General features: G+C 71.3%; 9 protein-coding genes. 5 read left to right on the top strand and 4 right to left on the bottom strand.

Annotation, left to right across the window (positions count from 1 at the left end; all coding sequences use genetic code 11):
* Positions 1 to 22 precede the first annotated feature (22 nt).
* The 3 genes from ATM97_RS18745 (at position 23) to ATM97_RS18735 (ending at position 3613) form a co-directional block, all read left to right on the top strand.
* A complete protein-coding gene (locus tag ATM97_RS18745; protein ID WP_218719331.1) occupies positions 23 to 1102 on the top strand; it encodes a Glu/Leu/Phe/Val dehydrogenase dimerization domain-containing protein in 1080 nt (359 codons plus the stop codon).
* Positions 1102 to 2595: an APC family permease gene (locus ATM97_RS18740; RefSeq protein WP_218719330.1), complete on the top strand. Its 1494-nt coding sequence runs from the start codon at positions 1102 to 1104 to the stop codon at positions 2593 to 2595. Before ATM97_RS18745 ends, ATM97_RS18740 begins: the two co-directional genes overlap by 1 nt.
* 166 nt (positions 2596 to 2761) lie before the next feature.
* Complete coding sequence (locus ATM97_RS18735) at positions 2762 to 3613, top strand: 3-hydroxybutyryl-CoA dehydrogenase (RefSeq protein WP_218719329.1); 852 nt, start codon at positions 2762 to 2764, stop codon at positions 3611 to 3613.
* A 47-nt stretch (positions 3614 to 3660) separates the two neighbouring features.
* Here the strand turns inward: ATM97_RS18735 and ATM97_RS18730 are convergent, their stop codons facing one another.
* Both ATM97_RS18730 and ATM97_RS18725 read right to left on the bottom strand, forming a co-directional pair.
* Positions 3661 to 4395 carry an IclR family transcriptional regulator gene (locus tag ATM97_RS18730; protein WP_218719328.1) on the bottom strand — a complete coding sequence of 245 codons (735 nt, stop codon included), beginning with the start codon at positions 4393 to 4395 and terminating at the stop codon, positions 3661 to 3663.
* A complete protein-coding gene (locus ATM97_RS18725) occupies positions 4392 to 5924 on the bottom strand; it encodes an APC family permease (RefSeq protein WP_218719327.1) in 1533 nt (510 codons plus the stop codon). Before ATM97_RS18725 ends, ATM97_RS18730 begins: the two co-directional genes overlap by 4 nt.
* Positions 5925 to 6179: 255 nt before the next feature.
* On the opposite strand from ATM97_RS18725, the gene ATM97_RS18720 reads away from it, so the two are divergent.
* Positions 6180 to 7745, top strand: coding sequence for an FAD-dependent oxidoreductase (locus ATM97_RS18720; protein ID WP_218719382.1), 1566 nt, complete (start codon positions 6180 to 6182; stop codon positions 7743 to 7745).
* A 28-nt stretch (positions 7746 to 7773) separates the two neighbouring features.
* Positions 7774 to 8421, top strand: a complete 648-nt coding sequence (locus ATM97_RS18715; protein WP_218719326.1) for a Rid family hydrolase — start codon at positions 7774 to 7776, stop codon at positions 8419 to 8421.
* Here ATM97_RS18715 and ATM97_RS18710 read toward each other — a convergent pair.
* Both ATM97_RS18710 and ATM97_RS18705 read right to left on the bottom strand, forming a co-directional pair.
* The gene (locus ATM97_RS18710; RefSeq protein WP_218719325.1) at positions 8418 to 14528 is read right to left on the bottom strand and encodes a non-ribosomal peptide synthetase; all 6111 of its coding nucleotides are present in this window, start codon (positions 14526 to 14528) and stop codon (positions 8418 to 8420) included. The genes ATM97_RS18715 and ATM97_RS18710 overlap by 4 nt on opposite strands.
* Before the next feature lie 439 nt (positions 14529 to 14967).
* Positions 14968 to 15918 (bottom strand): 1-acyl-sn-glycerol-3-phosphate acyltransferase, encoded by a 951-nt coding sequence (locus ATM97_RS18705; RefSeq protein ID WP_218719324.1) that lies wholly within the window; start codon positions 15916 to 15918, stop codon positions 14968 to 14970.
* Positions 15919 to 15922 lie beyond the last annotated feature (4 nt).

Raw genomic sequence — 15922 nt, 5'->3', positions numbered from 1 at the left:
CGGCCACCGAAAGGAATCGACAGTGACCGTTGTGCACACCGAAGCGGGAGTCTTCGGCCGATCGCACGAGTTGAGCGCCCGCGCCCACGAGCAGGTAGTGTTCTGCGAGGACGACAGGTCCGGGCTGAAGGCGATCATCGCCATCCACTCGACCGCGCTCGGTCCGGCCCTGGGCGGCACCCGCTTCTACCCGTACGCCGACGAGTCCGCGGCGCTGCAGGACGTGCTGCGGCTGTCGTGGGGCATGACCTACAAGGCCGCCGCGGCCGGGGTCGACCTCGGCGGCGGCAAGGCGGTGATCATCGGCGATCCGGCGACCGCCAAGAGCGAAGAACTGCTGGCGGCCTACGCCCGCTTCGTCGAGACCCTCGGCGGGCGCTACATCACCGCGGGCGATGTGGGCACCGACACCGATGACCTGGATGTCATCGGCAGGCACACCCGCTACGTCACCGGCCGCAGCGTCGCCGCGGGCGGCAGCGGCGACAGCGCCAGGCTGACCGCCCTCGGTGTCTTTCACGCGATGCGCGCCGGGGCCGAATCCGTGTGGGGCGCACCGACACTGGCCGGTCGCACGGTCGGCGTGGAAGGCGTCGGCAAGGTCGGCCGCGAGCTCACCGCTTTGCTGCTGGCCGACGGCGCCGAGGTCTGCGTCACGGATGTGAACGAGGCGGCCCTGCGGCGCATCGCCGACGAACAGCCCGCCGTGCGGCTGCTGTCCACGGTGGCCACCGCCCCGGTCGACGTCTACGCCCCGTGCGCGATGGGCGCCACGCTCACCGCGGCGAGCGCACCGACGATCGAGGCCAAGCTCATCTGCGGCGCGGCCAACAACCAGCTCGCGACCCCCGAGGTGGAGCAGGCGCTGAGCGACCGCGGCATCACCTGGGTGCCCGACTTCGTCGCCAACGGCGGCGGCCTCATCCAGGTCGCGGGTGAACTGCGCGGCGCCGCTCCGGCCGAGGTCGAGGCCGAGGTCGCCGATATCTACCCGCGCTGCCGCGAGATCATCGCCGCCGCGCTGTCGGCAGGGATCGGGACCGGCGCCGCCGCCAACCGGTTCGCCGAACGCCGGCTCGACGCCATCCCCCGGTCGCTCTGATGACCGGCACGAGCGGCTTGTTCCGCACCAAATCGGTCGAGCAGTCGATCCGGGACACCGACGATCCGGAGTCCAAGCTGCGCAAGGATCTCACGGCCAAGGACCTGACGATCTTCGGTGTCGCGGTGGTGATCGGCGCGGGCATCTTCACCCTCACCGCGCGCACCGCGGGCACGGTGGCGGGACCCGCGGTCTCGCTCGCCTTCGTCTTCGCGGCGGTCGCCTGCGGCCTGACGGCCCTGTGTTACGCCGAGTTCGCCTCGACCGTGCCGGTCGCCGGCAGCGCGTACACCTTCGCCTACGCGACCTTCGGTGAGGTCATCGCCTGGATCATCGGCTGGGATCTGATCCTGGAGTTCGCACTCGCGGTCGCGGTGGTCGCCAAGGGATGGTCGCAGTATCTGGGCAATGTGCTCGGGTCGTCGGCGCCGGTGGTGCAGATCGGCTCGCTGCACTTCGATTGGGGCGCGGTGCTGATCATCGCGGTGGTCGGCGTGCTGCTGGCCACCGGGACCAAGTTGTCCTCGCGGGTGTCGGCCATTGCCGTGGCGATCAAGCTGGGCGTGATCGCGCTGGTCCTGGTGGTCGGCGCGACCTACTTCACGCCGTCGAATCTGACCCCCTACATCCCGCCGTCGGCACCGTCGGAGAAGGCCGAGGGCCTGCGGCAGTCGCTGTTCGCCTTCCTCACCGGCTCCGGCGGCACCAGCTACGGCTGGTACGGCCTGCTCGCCGCGGCCAGCCTGGTGTTCTTCGCCTTCATCGGCTTCGACGTGGTCGCCACCACCGCCGAGGAGACCCGCAACCCGCAGCGCGACATCCCGCGCGGCATCCTGGGCTCATTGGCCATCGTGACCGTGCTCTACATCGCGGTCTCGCTGATCCTCACCGGCATGGTCCCCTACACCGCGCTGGCCGACGGCAACGCCACCCTCGCGACGGCCTTCGCCATCCACGGTGCCACCTGGGTGAAGAACATCATCGCGATCGGCGCGCTGGCCGGTCTGTCGACGGTGGTCATGGTGATGTTCCTGGGCCAGACCCGGGTGCTGTTCGCCATGGCCCGCGACGGGCTGCTGCCCCGCGGCCTGGCCCAGACCGGGAAGAAGGGCACGCCGGTCCGGTTGACCGTGATCGTGGGCGTGGTCTGCGCGCTGCTGGCCGGGTTCGTCGACTTCGGCACGCTCGAGGAAATGGTCAATATCGGCACCCTGGTGGCCTTCGTGCTGGTGTCGGTCGGTGTGCTGGTGCTGCGCCGGACCCGCCCCGATCTGCCGCGTGGCTTCCGCGTCCCGTTCGTTCCGGTGGTGCCCGTCCTCGGCGCGCTGGCGTGCGTGTGGTTGATGGTGAACCTCTCGATCGAGACCTGGCTGCGCTTCGTGATCTGGATGGCCCTCGGTGTCGTCGTCTACTTCGCCTACGGCCGTCGGCACTCGGTCCTCGGTCGCGGGCGACGGGAGCCGGCCGAGCCGGAGCTGACGCCCGTCCGATAGCCGAAACCCGCTGGGCCGCCACCGCTCGACCATCGAGGCGGTGGCGGCCCGGTGGGCGTCCGTGCCCCCGGTGGCCAGCGCTTTCGCCAGCCTGTGGCACTCAGTGCCAGCTCGGGTGAAATAATCCCCGGGACAGCCAGGGCAATGCGATGTTGGGAGTTCTGCAGTGGAGTTGATCGGAGTGATCGGTGGCGGCACCATGGGTGCCGGCATCGCGGAGGTGTGTGCCAAGGCAGGCAGCTCGGTGCTCGTGCTCGAGACCAAGCCGGAGTTCGCCGAGGCGGCCGAGCAGCGGATCGCGAGCTCGATCAGCCGGGGCGTGTCCCGCGGCAAGATCACCCAGGAGGAGGCCGACGCGGCGATCGCGCGCGTGCGGGTCACCCTGGACATCGACGAGTTCGCCGACCGTGACCTGGTGATCGAGGCCGCGCCGGAGATCGAGTCGGTCAAGTACGAGATCTTCGGCAAGCTCGACAAGATCGTCAAGCCCGAGGGCATCCTCGCCACCAACACCTCCTCGATCCCGGTGATCAAGGTGGCCGGCGCCACCGAGCGTCCCGAGCGCGTGGTCGGCGTGCACTTCTTCAACCCGGTGCCGGTGATGCCGCTGGTCGAGATCATCTCGACCCTGGTGACCGCGCCGGAGGCGGCCGCGGCCGTCACCGACTACGCCAAGAACACCCTGGGCAAGATGACCGTGCAGGCCGGTGACCGCTCCGGCTTCATCGTCAACGCGCTGCTCATCCCCTACCTGTGCTCGGCGATCCGGATGCTCGAGTCCGGCTACGCCACCGCCGAGGACATCGACGCGGCCATGAAGGGCGGCTGCGGCTACCCGATGGGTCCGCTGACCCTGCTCGACACCGTCGGCCTCGACATCGCCCTGGCCGCCTCGGAGTCGCTCTACGCCGAGTTCGCCGAGCCGCACCTGGCCCCGCCCGCGCTGCTGCGCCGGATGGTCGACGCGGGCCGCCTCGGCCGCAAGTCCGGCCGCGGGTTCTACGACTACGCGAAGTGATCGCGTCCCGCGGGGGCCGGCTGCGCGGCTCCCGCGGGGTCTTCCCCTCAGAAACTCACCCGCAGGGCCGAGGCGGCCAGCAGATCGATGAGATCGCGGTCGTGCACCGGTAGCCGGCCGGTCGTGCCGATGGCCGCCAGCGCGCCCGCGACGGTGCCGTCGGTCGCGCGCACCGGCACCGCGACGGCGCTGCGGCCGACGCGACATTCGTTCACCTCGGTGGCGACGGCGCGCGCGCTGACCCGCCGCAATTCGGCGGCGAGTTCGGCCGGGGAGGTGATCGTGAAGGTCGTCACCCGGCGCAGTGGGCCCTCGGCGAGCTCGGGGTGCTGTGCCATCAGCACCTTGCCGATGGCCGAGGCATGCGGATGGCGGACCAGCATCTTCTCCCCGCTCAGCTCGTGATCGGGATCCTTGTCGATCATCCGGATCCGGTGGCCGGTGAACGCGGCGAGATGGATGCCGAAGCGCACCTGGGCACGCACATCCTCGAGTACCTGACGGTGATCGGTCGCGGGTTCGGGTGCGGCACCGGCCAATTCGCGAGTGCGGCGGCCGAGCGCGAAGCCGGACAGGTCCTCGATGCGCACCAGGTAGCCGTCGGCGACGAGCAGATTCAGCAGCCGATAGGCCGTCGCCGGGGCGATCCCGGTCTGCGCGGCGATCTCCTTCGCGGTGGCGCCCGAGCCCAGCCGCGCCACCGCTTCCAGCAGGGCCAGGGCCTTCTGGACAGCGCGCGGCTCGTGTCCGGTCGGGCCGTCCCGGCGGGTCGTCGCGGTCATCGTTCGCCGGGGCCGAACCGCCGCCGCCCGGCCTGATTCCCCCCGCTTCGCCGCACCCCGACCAGGGCGATCGCGCCGCGGGCGTTGACGGCGAACACCCCGGCGCCCGGTAAGACGTCGGCCGACTCGGGGCTGTCGAAAACCCCGATGGCGCGGAGGCTTTCGGGATGCGCCCGCCGGAGATAGCGGTACCAGAGCGCGCCCGCGAGCAGTACGGCGACGACCATCACGGGCGCGATCAGGACACCGTGCCGCGCGTCGGAGACCGTCAGATACCCGAGGACGACGGCGAGGACGGAGCTCGCGGTCCCGCCCGCGTAGCGATCCAGGTGGCTCAGCTCGTCGATGCGGGCGAGAAACCGCACCGCCGCCACCGCGACCAGGATGTAGGACAGCGCCAGCGCGGTCCGCACGACGGTCTTCACCGGCATGGGCACCCCGTCGAGCGCGACGAAGAGCAGACCGCCCGCCGCGACCGTGCCGGTGCTGACGATCAACGCGACGTGCGGGGTCCGCAGCCGCGCGCCCACCCGGCCGAACACCCGCGGCAGTACACCCTCCACGCTCATCGAATAGACCAGCCGCGAGGCGGCATTCGACGACGCCATCGACGAGCCGAGCCACGAACACGTGAGTCCCGCGTCCAGCAGGATCACCACGAGCAGGCCGGCTCCGCCCGCCGTGCCGTGCAGATACGCGTTGACCACCGTCCCCGCGCGCCCCGACCAGGCCGCCCAGGACGCGAAGATGAACAGGGCACCGCACAGGATCGGGGTCCACAGCACGGTGCGGGTCACCGTCACCAGCGGACGCCGCGTCTCCGGCGCGAAGAAGGTGGCACTCTCGAATCCCGCCAGGGCGAACAGCGCCGACAGCGCGATCGCCAGCACCGCGGGCACATTCGGCGCGACCGGGGTGATCGGCACCGCGGGCCCCGACACCAGCATCAGACCGATGATGAAGCTCAGCGAACACGCCTCGACCGCCAGGATCGCGATCGCGGCGAACCGGACACCCCGCACCAGCACGGCGCCGACGAGCACCGCGATGGCGAGGTAGACCGCGCCGATCCCCCAGCCGCGCACAGTGATTCCGAGCTGCGCGGCCAGCGCCAGCGCGGTCTGCGAGCCGTGATACATCGTCAGCGCGGCACTGCCGAGATACTTCACGAGCATGCCGACCCCGCAGGTCAGCGCCGCCCGCGGCCCGGCGCCATGGCTGACGAAGGTGTAGAGCCCGCCCGCCGCGGACAGCCGTCGGGTGAACTGCGCCAGGCAGTGCGCGATCAGGGTGACGACCACGGTCGCGACGACGATCGTGACCAGCCCGGGTAGCAGCGCGTCGTGGGTCAGCATGGTCACCGGCAGCAGCACCATCGAGGCGGCGGGCGCGGTCGTGGCCACCGACTGACCGAGCAGCGCGACGCCCGAGAGCTGCCTGCGGCCCAGCGCGCGCAACGGCGACACCGCGGGCCGTTCGGGTTCGCCCGCCGCGAACGACCTCGCGACCGCGTCGGCCAGAGCAGTCACCACACACCTCCCACGCCGGCGACGCGTGCTCGCCGGTGCGGGCGACCCTAACCAGAGCGGGTTTCGGCGATATTGCGGTGGTGAGTCCGTCGGTGGACACCGAGCGAGAAAGTGCCGCCGCCCCTCTCACTCGCCACCCGGTGAACGTTTTCCGCGGCGTAGCGCCACCGCCGCAGCGCCCTTCGAGACTTTCACGGAACGGACATCGCGGATCAGCGGACGGAGCGCCCCATGGCAGTCACCAGAAGATCATTCATGCAGAGCCTCGGGGTCACCGGCGGCGCGGGGCTGGCCTACGGAGCGTTGTCGACGCTGGGTCTGGCGCCCGCCACGGCGCAGGTGCCGTTCCGGTCCCCCGCCAGGGGCGATCTTCTCGGCACGTCGGCCGCGGGCGCGTCGGTCGCGATCCTCGGTGGCGGGCCCGCCGGACTGTGCGCGGCCTACGAATTGCGCAAGGCGGGCTACGACGTGACCGTGCTCGAGGCCAGGAAGCGGCCGGGCGGGCGGGTGTGGTCGGTACGCAACGGCACGACCGAGACCGACCTCAACGGCGAAACCCAGACCTGCACGTTCGCCGAGGGGCACTACTTCAATCTGGGCGCCACGCGGATTCCGCAGGGCCACATCACCCTCGACTACTGCCGCGAACTCGGGGTCGAGGTCCAGCCCTTCGGCAATCAGAACGCCAACACCCTGGTCAACTACCAGAGCGCGACGCCGATCTCCGGGCAGTCGGTGCAGTATCGGGCGGCCAAGGCCGACATGTACGGCTACCTGTCGGAGCTGTTGCAGAAGGCAGCGTCGCGGGGCGCGCTCGACGATGTGCTCACCGGCGCCGACAAAGAGGCGCTGGCCTCGTTCCTGCGCGACTTCGGCGATCTGTCCAGCGACGGCCGCTATCTCGGTTCGCCCCGGCGCGGCTACGACTCCGAACCCGGTGCGGGACTGAACTTCGGCGACCAGCGCAAGCCGTTCGCCCTGTCCGACACCATCCGCAGCGGTCTCGGCCGCAACTTCAGCTTCGAGTTCGGCTACGACCAGGCCATGATGATGATGACCCCGGTCGGCGGCATGGACCGCATCTACACCGCCTTTCAGCGCGAGATCGGCACCGAGCGGATCCGCTTCGGCGCCGAGGTCTCGGCCATGCGGAACACCCCGGGTGGGGTGCGGGTCGAGTACACCCAGGACGGTGCGAAGCAGGCCATCGACGCCGACTACTGCATCTGCACGCTGCCCCCGAATCTCGTCGGGCGCCTGGCCACCAATCTGCCCGCCGGCGTGCTGACGGCACTGAAAGCGGCGATCCCGGTGTCCTCCGGCAAGCTCGGCATCGAGTACTCGCGGCGCTGGTGGGAGCTGGAGGACCGGATCTACGGCGGCGCGACCAATACCGACAAGGACATCGCGCAGATCATGTTCCCGTACGACCACTACCACGGCGAACGCGGTGTGGTGGTCGGCTACTACAACACCGGCAAACGGCATCAGGCCTTCGAATCCCTCACCCACCGCCAGCGATTGGCGAAGGCGGTCGAAGAGGGCTCGGCCATCCACGGCGAGAAGTACGGGCGCGATATCGCCTCGTCGTTCTCCGGCAGTTGGCGGCGCACCAAGTATTCCGAGGGCGCGTGGGTCGGTTGGTCCGGCAGCGACGCGCACGGCGGGGTCGCCACGCCGGAATACACCACGCTGCTCGCGCCGGTCGAACGGGTGTATTTCGCCGGCGACCACCTGTCCAACGCGATCGCCTGGCAGCACGGCGCCTTCACCTCGGCCCGCGATGTGGTCACCGCGCTGCACGCCCGCGTCGCCGCCTGAACAACCCACTCGGACAAGGAGACCCACCATGAAGACCCTGATCGGTGTCGCCGCGACGACCCTCGTGACCCTCACCCTCACCGGCTGTTCCGCCGATTCCGACGCCGCCCAGACCCCGAAGCAGGCCCCGAGCTCGTCGATTCTGGAAGCGGGCCAGGCCACTCCGATGATCGCGCAGGGCGTGGTGATCGCCGCCGACGCCGCCGTCTACAAGACCAGCGGCATCGGCCCCACCGCGCTCAACAAGACAGCCCCCACCGGCAGTCCCGAATCCTTCATCGACACCCAGCAATTCGCCGGCGGCACGCTGGGGCCCGGCGTGACCGTCACCGAGGCGCAGGGGATGTCGGTACTGGCCCGGATCAGGGAGAACCTGGAAGCTCAGGGACTGACCCTGGACGACGTGGTCACCATGCGGGTGTTCCTCGACAACGCTCCCGGCACCGACCGTGCCGACTACGCGGGCTGGAACCGCGCCTACCGCCAGTTCTTCGCCAACACCAACCTCGACACCGGCGACACCGAGCTCGTCCCGCTCGGCACCGCCGCCCCGGCCGCTCCCCTGGTCCGCAATGCCGCGCGGCCGACCAGGTTCGCGCTCGAGGTGGCGAGCCTGCCGGTCGCCGGTTGGCTGGTCGAGGTGGAGGTCGACGCGGTGTTCCCGGCGGACGCCTAGGCCGGCGCCAGGGTGCCCGCGTCCGGTGCGGGGAAGAACCCGGTCTCGATGTAGTGGTCGAAGTAGCGGCTGATGACGGTCGCGTCGACCGCGGGGAACTCGATCGGCAACCCCCGGTAGGGCTCGGCGGGGGCGGCGGATTCGACCGCGCTCAGGACCGTCGCGGGGGTCGCCGCGGCGGTGGCGGCGGCGTAGTTGCCGCTCAGGGCCGAGGCGCGGGCCAGGATCGGATCGGCGTCCGCGCGTTCGGCGGCGGAGGTCAGGGTCAGGCCGAATTCCATCGGGTCGATGAAGTCGAACCGGTAGTGACGACGCAGGATCTCCTCGTAGACCACCTGCAGCGGCACCTGGGCGCCCGCCGCCCGGTAGATGTTGCCGATCGCGGCGGCGTCACGCGACTGGTGCACGATGCCCGCCGCGACGTGGTCGACCGGGGCCATCTCGACGCCGATCGCGCGCACGTCGACGGCGACACCGAGCACCAGCATGGCGCGCAGCATGGTCCACCAGGCGTCCTCGGCGGGCGCGACGCCGGTGCGCGAGTCGCCGGTGATCAGACCGGGCCGGTAGACGGCGACCGGGATACCGCGCTCGATCGCGGTGTGTACCAGCTGCTCGGCGACCCACTTGGTCATGGCGTAACCGGGCAGACCGCCGGGCACGCCGCTGTCCTGCGGGATACCGGCCAGCACCGACAACGTCGAGACGTAGTGCACCGGCTTGACCCGGGTGGTGGTCGCCAGGCGCAGCACCTCGGTGGTGCCGCCGACATTGGCGTCGCGCATCCGGGCGTACGGCTCGAGATGGTTGACCAGCGCGCCGTTGTGATAGATCGCGTCGACCCGCGCGGCCAGTTCGGCGAAGCGCAGCTGTTCGATGCCCAGCCTCGGCTGCGCCAGATCGCCCGGCACGCCGACGATCCGGTCCCGGTAGGGCGTCAGATCGATGCTGTACTTCGCGGCGGTCGCGACGATCCGGTCCACCGCGCTCGCGTCGTCGGTGGCCCGGACCAGGCAGTGGATCGTCGCCCGGGTCTGCTCGAGCAGTTCGCGCAGCAGGAAGCTGCCGAGGAACCCGGTGGCGCCGGTGAGCAGCAGCGTCGCGGGATCGCCGGGGCGCTGAGGCGCGCAGCCGGTGAGATCGATCGCGGGGTCCAGGACGGTGTCGACGGCCGGATCGGGGCCCGCCACCGAGGCCGAGGATTCGTCGCGCACGGCCAGTGCCAGGTCGCTGACCAGCGGGTAGCTGAACAGCAGACGCAGGGGCACCTCGATGCCGAGGCGCTCGGCGAGCGCGGCGCGCACCCGGATCGCCGAGAGCGAGGTGCCGCCGAGGACGAAGAAGTCGTCGTCGCGGCCGACCCGCTCCAGGTCGAGGACCTGCGCGAACACCGCCGCCACGATCTCCTCGTCGGCGGTCGCGGGCGCCTGGTACTCGCGCTGTCGCATCGCGGGCGCGGGCAGCGCCTTGCGGTCGAGCTTGCCGGTGGCGCCGAGCGGGAACTCGGCCAGCTCCAGCAGCCGGTGCGGAATCATGTACGGCGGCAACAGTGTTCGGATCACGGCCTGCACATCGGCGAGGTCGACGGTCTGCCCGGCGGCCGGGACGACGTAGCCGACGAGCTGTTCATGGTGCACCGTCACCGCGGCGCCCGCGACGGCCGGGTGGGCGCGCAGCGCGGCCTCGATCTCGCCGGGCTCGATGCGCAGGCCGTGCAGTTTGAGCTGGACGTCGGTGCGGCCCAGGTAGGTCAGGTCACCCGAGGGGAGCCTGCGGACCAGGTCGCCGGTGCGGTACATGCGCTCACCGACGGGACCGTACGGATCGGCGACGAAGCGCTCGGTGGTCTTGTCCGGGCTGCCGAGGTAGCCCCGCGCCAGCTGCGCGCCGGCCAGGTAGAGCTCACCGGGCGTGCCGACCGGCACCGGCCGCAGCCGGGCGTCGAGGACGTAGGCGCGAGAGTTCCAGTGCGGCGTGCCGATCGGGACGATGCCGTCCCCGACATCGGTCACATCGGCGGCGGTGATGGACACCGTCGCCTCGGTGGGTCCGTACAGGTTGTGCAGCCTGCCCGCGGTGGCGGTGGTGAAGCGGGTGATGGTGGCGTTGGGCAGCGCCTCGCCACCGACCCAGACCGCGCGTACCGAGCGCAACGCGCCGGACGGCGCCGCCTCGAGCAGCATCTGCAACACCGACGGCACGATCGTGGTGCCCGTGACCCGGTGTCGCGCGATGAGACCGGCGAGGTAGGCCGGGTCGGTCAGACCGGGCGCGGCGGCCACGATCATGTGCGCGCCCGCGCGCAGCGGGGTCGCGAAGCCGATCATCGAGGCGTCGAAGGTCCACGGAATCGATTGCAGGACGGTGTCGTCGGTGCCCACGGCGTACTCGCCGACCATGAAGGCCGCCTGGTTGACGATGGCCGAGTGCGGCACCCCGACACCCTTGGGCTTGCCGGTGGACCCGGAGGTGAAGATGACATAGGCCAGATCCAGCGCGCGCAGCGGACGCAGGCGGTCGGCATCGGTCAGCGGACGGTCCGGGAAGGCCGACAGCGCACCGGAGTTCGCGACCAGATCGACCGAGACGACCGGCAGACCGTCCACCTCGACGGTGTCGGCCACCGTCGTCAGCACGCAGACCGGGGCGGCGACCGACACGATGTCGGCGCGGCGCTCGGCCGGGGCGTCCGGGTCGATCGGCACGTAGGCGCCACCGGCGGTGAAGACCGCGTACATGGCGACGACCAGGTCGATCGACGGCCGGATCGCGACCGCCACGGTCGTGCCGGGGCCGACGCCGGTGGCGACGAGCAGCCGGGCCAGCCGGTTGACCCGGCTCGCGAATTCGCCGTAGGTCAGCGTCGATTCGGCGAAGGTGACGGCGGGCGCGTCCGGGCGCAGCAGCGCCTGCGTCGCGACGGCCTCGGCGAGGGTCGCCTCGGGGACCAGCCGCACCTCGCCCGCGGGTTCGCCGCGCTCGGCCTCGGTCAGCAGCGGCAGGTCGCCGACGGGGCGGTCCGGCGCGGCGACGGCCGCGGCCAGCAGCCCGGCCAGGCGCTGACCCAGCGTCGCCATGGTCGACTCGTCGAACAGATCGGTGGCATAGCGCCAGGAGCAGCGCAGTCCGGCCGGGCCCGCCGCGTCCTCGTGCGGGACGACGGTCAGTTGCAGATCGACCGGCGCGACCTCGTCGCCCAGGTCGACGGCCGAGACCGCCAGGTCGGGCAGTTCCAGCCGGGCGCCGCCGAAGTTCTGGAACGACAGCGCCACCTGGTAGAGCGGGTGATGCGCCTGGGTGCGCGGCGGATCCAGTTCGGCGACAAGACGTTCGAACGGCACGTCGGCGTGGGCGAACGCGGCCAGGTCGGTCTCGCGGACCCGATCCAGCAGGGCGGTGAAGGGTTCGGCGGCGTCGACGCGGGTGCGCAGCACGACAGTGTTGACGAACATGCCAACCAGGTCGTCGAGTTCGGGCTCACCACGACCGGCGACCGGCGCGCCCACGGTGACATCGTCGGTGCCCGCGATGCGCGCGAGCAGCACCGACAGCGCGGCCCGCACCACCATGAACAGCGACGCGTTGTGGTCGCGCGCCAGGGTGTCCAGCGCCCGGTGCAGCGACGCGTCGACCGCGAAGTGGTGCGCGGCGCCGCGACTGCCCGCGATCGGCGGACGCGGCCGGTCGGTGGGCAGCTCCAGCAGGGTCGGCGTGCCCGCGAGTTCCTCGCGCCAGTACCCGAGCTGCTGGGCCAGCAGCGAGCCGGAATCCTCGGCCGCGCCGAGCATCTCCTGCTGCCAGAGGGTGTAGTCGGCGTACTGCACCGGCAGCGGGGCCCAGTCCGGCGCCGCGCCGTGGGTGCGCGCGGCGTAGGCGGTCACCAGGTCACGGGTGAGCGGAGCGAGGGAGAAGCCGTCGGTGGCGATGTGGTGCACCACCACGGCCAGCACGTGTTCGGTCGCCGAGAGCTGGAACAGCGCGGCGCGCACGGGAACTCGCGCGCAGACATCGAAGCCGCCGAAGGTCAGCCGGGCCAGCTCCATCCGCAGGTCGGACTCGGCGATCGCGGTGACGGGCACGTCGAGCCCGGCCTCGGCCACCGACAGCACCCGCTGGTAGCCCTGACCGTCGTACTCGGGGTACACCGTGCGCAGGACCTCGTGGCGGTCGAGCACGTCGTCGAGAGCGGCGGTCAGGGCCGCGGTGTCGAGCGGGCCGGACAGCCGCAGCGCGACCGGGATGTTGTAGGCGCTGGAACCGGGGTCGAGGCGGGCCATGAACCACATGCGCTGCTGGGCGAGCGACAGCGGTACCCGCTCGCCGCGCGCACGCCGGGTCAGCGGGACCCGCACGGCCGCCTCGCCGACGAGTGCGTCGAGCGCGGCGGCCAGGTCAGCGACGGTGCCGTGTTCGAACACGGTACGGGCGGGCACGCGCACGCCGGTGCTCGCGCCGAGGCGGCCCGCGAGGCGGGTGGCCAGCAGCGAGTTGCCGCCGAGGGCGAAGAAGTCGTCGTCGCGGCCGATCGGGCCCGCGCCGAGCAGGTCGGCGAAGATCTCGGCGACCGACTCCTCGGTGCCGGTGCGCGGGGCCGCGAAGGCGCGGGCGGTCAGCTCCGGCTCGGGCAGCGCCCGGTAGTCGAGCTTGCCGACCGGGGTGAGCGGCAGCCGCTCGATGGGCACGATGGCGGCGGGGACGGCGTGCGCGGGCAGACGCCGCTCGGCCAGGCGGGTCAGCGCGGCCGAGTCGACGGTGGCGCCCGCCGCGGGCACGACGTAGGCGATGAGCGCGTCCACGCCGCTGGGCAGGGTGCGCACGAGGGTGGTCGCGAAGCGGACGGACGCGTCGGCGGTGAGCACCGCGTCGATCTCGCCCAGCTCGATGCGGAAGCCACGCAACTTGACCTGGGCGTCGGTGCGGCCGAGGAAGGTCAGCTGCGGGTCGCCGTCGGCGGTGAACTCCCATTTCACCAGGTCGCCGGTGCGGTAGAGCCGGCCACCGGTGATCGGATCGGCGACGAAACGGGCCGCGGTCAGCCCGGCGCGCTCGTGATAGCCGCGGGCCAGACCGGGACCGGCCAGGTACAGCTCGCCGGGGGTGCGGTCCGGGACCGGCCGCAGCCGGGCATCGAGGACCACCGCGGTCATGCCGGGGATGGGGCCGCCGATGGTGATCAGGTCACCGGGGGCCAGCGGATCGCTGATCGAGGCCGCGACGGTGGTCTCGGTGGGGCCGTAGAGGTTGTAGAAGTTGCGTCCGGGCGACCAGCGCGCGATCAGCTCCGGCGGGCAGGCCTCGCCACCGACGACGATCGCGGCCAGGTCCGGCAGATCCGACCCGTCGACACCGGCGAGCGCGGCGGGGGTGATGAAGGCGTGGGTCACCCGTTCGGCGCGCAGCAGGTCGGTCAGCTCGTCGCCGCCGTAGATGTCGGGCGGCGCGATGACCATCGTCGAGCCGGCGCCGATGGCCAGCAGCAGCTCCAGGATGCTGGCGTCGAAGCTGGGCGAGGCGAAATGCAGCGTGCGGGACGCGCCGGTGATCCGGAAGCGGCGGATCTGCTCGGCGCACAGCCCGGCCAGGCCGGTGTGGGTGACGGCGACGCCCTTCGGCACGCCGGTCGAGCCGGAGGTGTAGATGATGTAGGCGATGTCCTCGCCGAACAGCCTGCGGGTGCGGTCGCCGGCGACCACGGGTGCGTCCGGGGCGCGCTCGAGCTCGTCGCGGCACTCGGCGGAGTCCAGGGCCAGCCAGCGCAGTCCGGCGTCGAGCCGGGCGGCGTCGGCGGCCAGGGCGACGCCGAATCCGGCGCCGGAGTCGGCGAGCATGTGCGCGACCCGCTCGGCCGGATAGCGCGGGTCGACGGGCACGAACGCGGCGCCGGTCTTGGCCACCGCCCACAGCGCCACCATCGACTCGATCGATCGGGTCAGTGCCAGCACCACCCGGTCACCGGGGCCGACACCGCGCTCGATCAGCACCCGGGCCAGCTGCGAGGACTGTTGGTCGAGTTCGGTGTAGGTGAGCACGCGTCCGGCCAGGCTCAGCGCCTGCGCCTCCGGTGCGCGCTCGACGGCGGCCATCAGCAGCCGGGGCAGGGTGGACACCGGCGATCGACGGCCGCGGCGCGCGGCGGGACGACGTACGCCAGAAGCTTGCTCGGTCACCGGTAATGCTTCCCTTCACCATCGATCACCCCTGCGATCGCACTGCTCGAACGTCGCCTGGACTCTCGGCTACACCGGGGTATCGGGAAAATCCTGCGTGACGGTACCGCAAATATCTCATCAATTTTGGCGCAGCGGCAATTTGGAGGTTTCAGTTCACAATGGCTGGGTATAGCCAACTGCCCGGTATGTAACCCACGTCATACGCAGGTCATATGCTGTGCGAACGACTTTGGGGCGGATGTGACTGTTTCACATTTCGCGCCGATTCCCCGCCGGGCTCGGACCTGCGAATCCTCCGCAATTCGGTCAGACGAACGCCTTTACCGGAGACCGCGAGCGCGGTCCCCGGTAAAGGACGAGAAGCACCGGCAATCGGTTACCAGGCAGTAGCCGATACCTTTTCCGGCGTCCGCTGATCGACCGACGGATCTTGCACGCGGGTGTTGCCCGCTTCGATCCATTCGGTGTCGCGCACGCCGTGGCGCGAGCGGTCCGTACCGCGCACGGCGGCCTCGCACCGCCGCGCGAGATCGCGGCGGTCCGACCCCGGGTGCTCCAGCGGCTCGAGCGAGATCTCGACGACCATGCCGCGACTGCGCAGCACCCGCTTCGCCGAATCGGCGAAGCTGTCGTCGCCGACGAAACCGGGCACCGTGCACGGGACGCCGTGCCGGTCGAGGTAGCGCAGCCGAACCGGCTGCACCGGGGTGGTGGTGTCGATCGCGGCCTGGAACATGGCCGGGCGCATCGAGCCGTAGGCCCGCCCGCACCAGGTGGTGCCCTCCGGGAAGACCGCGATCCGGTTGCCCTCGGCCAGCCGCCGCCCGACCTGACCGACCACGCCCGGCAGTTCGCGCAGGCGGGCCCGCTCGATCGGGATCACCCGGGTGAGCTGGGCCAGCTTGCCCAGCACCGGCCACTCGACCATGTCGGCGCGGGCGACGAAGCCGACCGGCTGCACCGCGGCCAGGGCGACCACGTCGGCCCAGCCGATGTGCCCGGTCACCACCATCACCGCGGTGCCCGGCTCGGCGAAGCCCGCCGTCGACGCGCCCTGCTCGGGGGTGCGGTTGTCGATGATGCGCAGCCGCATCCCCAGGCAACCGAGTGCGGCGCGGGCATACCGGCGCTGCACGTTCTCCCGGCGTGACCTCGGCGTCGCCGCGGTCAGCACGGGGAAGGTGAGCACCAGGCCGATCACCCCGGCCAGCCGGGCGATCGTCCTGGCGGTACCGACCTGGTCGATCGGTTCGATGCAGCGTGAACCACAGGGGCTCGACGGCATCCACGAGTGCGAGTGAGTGGCGGGCGGCGCGTCGAACACCATGGTG

It is taken from the genome of Nocardia sp. MH4 (assembly GCF_019266065.1).
Classification (GTDB): domain Bacteria; phylum Actinomycetota; class Actinomycetes; order Mycobacteriales; family Mycobacteriaceae; genus Nocardia; species Nocardia canadensis.
The sequence above is the reverse complement of the archived record's forward strand: the minus strand, read 5'-3'. Positions and strand labels throughout refer to the sequence as shown.